Raw genomic sequence first — 3,229 nt, forward strand, 5'->3', positions numbered from 1 at the left:
TGCTTGCCTGAGCAAACTTCTGCTTATGGTATAACTTGTCCAACATAGCTCACAACGTAGATTCAATACCCAAAATTTGAACGGGCGCTAGTATAGTCGGTCGTACAAAGGATAACCAGCCAAGGTCTCTTGCAATGGACCAATATCGTTTAAAAAACCTTATTGACTGGGAAGAATTGCCAAATCACCACTCTTTTGAAGCGATGCCAGCAACTGCTCCTTTAGATTTTTCACACTTTGATATTCAAGCTGAGCCGTAATTTCCTGCTCGACTTGATAAAAAGGCTTGGCAATATGCTCCTGGTTAGCATGATAAAAGTCACTCACGCGTTGACTATCAACTTCATATTCAGACTTTGGAAAAAGTGTTTTGCCTGCCTGCTCAGCACTCACCTTATGATCTTTCGCATACTGATAAATATGCATCTGCAAAGCGGCCATTTCGAGAGTTCTGCGCCTCTCGCGCTCTAACTTGCTAATACGTTCCTTAAACTCTGGCGACAGGTCTTCGAGATTTTTATCAATGCCTTTATAAACCAATAAAGGGGCGCGCTCTTCGACTTCTTTCTGCGCAGCATTCTGAGCCAAGAGGTTGGCTAGAACCATGCCAAATGAAAAGGCAAAGAACATCATAATGAACTGCGTTCTCCCCGGTTTCTGACTTTCTTTCAAAACGCTTCCTCTCTTACTCTATGACAGGTCAAGACACTGATACATGCAAAGACTTGTTTTAGTTCAAGCATAGACACATACTTCTGAAATTACAGGTTTACTTAAATTTTTGTCCTTGCCGGTCATTTAAATTCTTTATCGCCCTATTTACTAAGAAGCCACTATGCTTGAAAAGCTATTCTCCAATATTTTTGACGCTGCCCAGCAGTCTTTCTGTCGCTACCCCGTAGTGCTTAGTGGCGACAAGAATTGGTGTTTAGATACGGTTCAAAGCAACTCGCTTTTCGGCGATATAAATGAGGCTATTTATATCAGCGCCTCCGAACCTATTAAAGGCTTTAAGTCTGTTTCTGCACATAAAGTTAAAAGCCTCTTGGGTGGTGATTGTAATCTGTTGCTTTGGGATGGCTTCGATGGCTTAAGCCCGGACGGACTTGGTGGAGCATCTGGACTTGTTCGCGGAGGAGGCTTATTTATCATCATGGTGCCCCCTCTCGCTGACTTGGCTAAAGCACCTGACCCAGACTATCGCCGCATGTGCAGTGACGAGTCAGAGTTATCTAAAACAAACACCTTTTTTCTCCAGCGTTTGATTAGCTTTTTTAACAGTCAGGATTGTCTGCTATTTTGCCAAGAGAATCAGTCTCAGCTTCCTGCTGTTCCTGCGGCTGCGACGACTCAGGTACAGGCCCTACCCACACCTGACCAGCGCGAAGCAATTGAGCTAATCACTCATGTTGTCGAAGGGCACCGTAGACGGCCACTGATCGTCACCGCCGATAGGGGACGAGGCAAAACCAGCGCGCTTGGCATTGCCGCGGCGAAGTTGGCCCTCAAATATAAAAAATCTATTTTGATTACAGCCCCCTCAAAACGAGCTTGTGCCAATGCATTCTTCCACTTTTCAAAATACATTACAGATGAGTGTGGCAACCACGATAGTTATTCTCACTGTCTGAAGTTTATATCGCCTGATGAGCTCTTACTTACCAAGCCCGAGTGCCAGTTACTGCTAATCGATGAAGCTGCCGGAATTCCAGCGTCTACATTGAGTGAACTACTAAAGCACTATTCTAGAATCGTATTTTCAAGCACCATCCATGGCTACGAAGGCAATGGTCAAGGCTTTGCAATTCGTTTTAAGAAACAACTCGACCTACTAACACCCAAGTGGAAAAGCATTCATCTAAGCCAGCCAGTTCGTTGGGCCGAGAATGACCCCTTAGAAAATTGGATGAGTCGGCTATTATTTTTATCCTTGAATGACGATTCATTTAGCCAAAAACGTAGTGTAAAAAACAAACATACAGAGATGAACGTGCTCTGGCCTTCACAGCAGCAACTAGCCTCCGAGCCTAAACTCCTTGAGCAGGTTATTTCATTGCTAGTGAATGCTCACTATCAAACTTCCCCTGACGATATAAGACTTATACTTGATCATCCCGGTGTGTTGCTAGCTTGTGGTTTCAAAGATCATATAGAAAGTGAGCAACAAGGTGAGTTGATCTCAGCAATGCTGATAATACGAGAAGGGGGGATTTTAGAAAGCACTCTGCAACAAGAGATCCTCGCAGGAAAGCGACGCTTACGTGGCCACTTAGTTCCGCAGACTCTTGCTACCCTCTCTGGCGATATCAAAAACCTGGAACAACACTCATTGCGTATAATGCGTATTGCAGTACGCGCTGAATACGAGAATCAAGGGCTCGGTAGCCAACTAATTGAAGAAGCTTTACAAGTCGCGAAAACTAAACACCTTGATTGTCTTACTACAGCATTTGGACTGACAACCGAGTTGCTTTCTTTCTGGTCAAAGAATCAGTTTTCGCTTCTCAAACTTGGTCTTCAACGTGATAATGCTAGTGGCTGTTATGCCGCGATTATGCAAAGGCCGATATCTTTGTCTGCACAGGAAAATTTGGCTCTATTAGAAAGTATCTATGCCAGAAATTTGCTCAGTGGTATCAGTAGACAATATCAACACCACACTAGCGATACGCTGTATGATGCGCTAACAGAAGCGAAAATTCCAGCAGTAGAGCTAAGGCTAGACAGCAGGCAGCTTGCTCAACTTCAACGCTTTGCTAGCCATAAGTTGGCCATCGAAGAATGTATGAGCGAGTTGATCAGTTTGACCTTATCTTGCTTCAAACAAAAAAATAAAAAAAGTTCAATCAAGCGCCCGCTACAAGTACTGATTCGACGGGTTTTACAAGCTCGTTCAATTTCTGATTGTGTGGAGGAGTTTAATTTTAGTGGGAAAAAAGACCTGGATAAGCATCTTAGAGAGGCCGTTCAAGTACTTTTAGAGCAGCTAAGCAGCCCTAAAATACTTTGAAATCAGGAAGGCTCAGCGCTTAAATACTAAAGCTCGAACCACAACCACAGGTTGTTTCTGCATTCGGATTGGTCACAGAAAACTGAGCACCTTTTAGGCCTTCAGTATAATCAACTGTCGCTCCGACGGGTATTGATAACTCATGGCGTCGACAACCAGGTCTACACCCTGCTTGCTAACAACCGTATCATCTTCTGAAAGGTCTTCATCAAAAGTGAA

General features: G+C 43.9%; 2 protein-coding genes and 1 pseudogene. 1 reads left to right on the top strand and 2 read right to left on the bottom strand.

The genetic code is table 11. From position 1 onward, the window contains the following. Positions 1-159 precede the first annotated feature (159 nt). Positions 160-672 carry a hypothetical protein gene (locus A3761_RS10510; protein ID WP_068510042.1) on the bottom strand — a complete coding sequence of 171 codons (513 nt, stop codon included), beginning with the start codon at positions 670-672 and terminating at the stop codon, positions 160-162. A 163-nt stretch (positions 673-835) separates the two neighbouring features. Between A3761_RS10510 and A3761_RS10515 the strand changes: the two genes are divergently transcribed. Then, the gene (locus tag A3761_RS10515) at positions 836-3,010 is read left to right on the top strand and encodes a tRNA(Met) cytidine acetyltransferase TmcA (RefSeq protein ID WP_068633497.1); all 2,175 of its coding nucleotides are present in this window, start codon (positions 836-838) and stop codon (positions 3,008-3,010) included. A gap of 19 nt (positions 3,011-3,029) precedes the next feature. Here A3761_RS10515 and A3761_RS25740 read toward each other — a convergent pair. Further along, positions 3,030-3,229: pseudogene (locus A3761_RS25740) on the bottom strand (iron-sulfur cluster assembly accessory protein); the annotation flags it as partial.

It is taken from the genome of Oleiphilus sp. HI0123 (assembly GCF_001635315.1).

Excerpts from the sequence above, each read along its gene's own strand:
- A3761_RS10515 (WP_068633497.1), top strand. The coding sequence starts at position 836 with ATGCTTGAAAAGCTATTCTCCAATATTTTTGACGCTGCCCAGCAGTCT.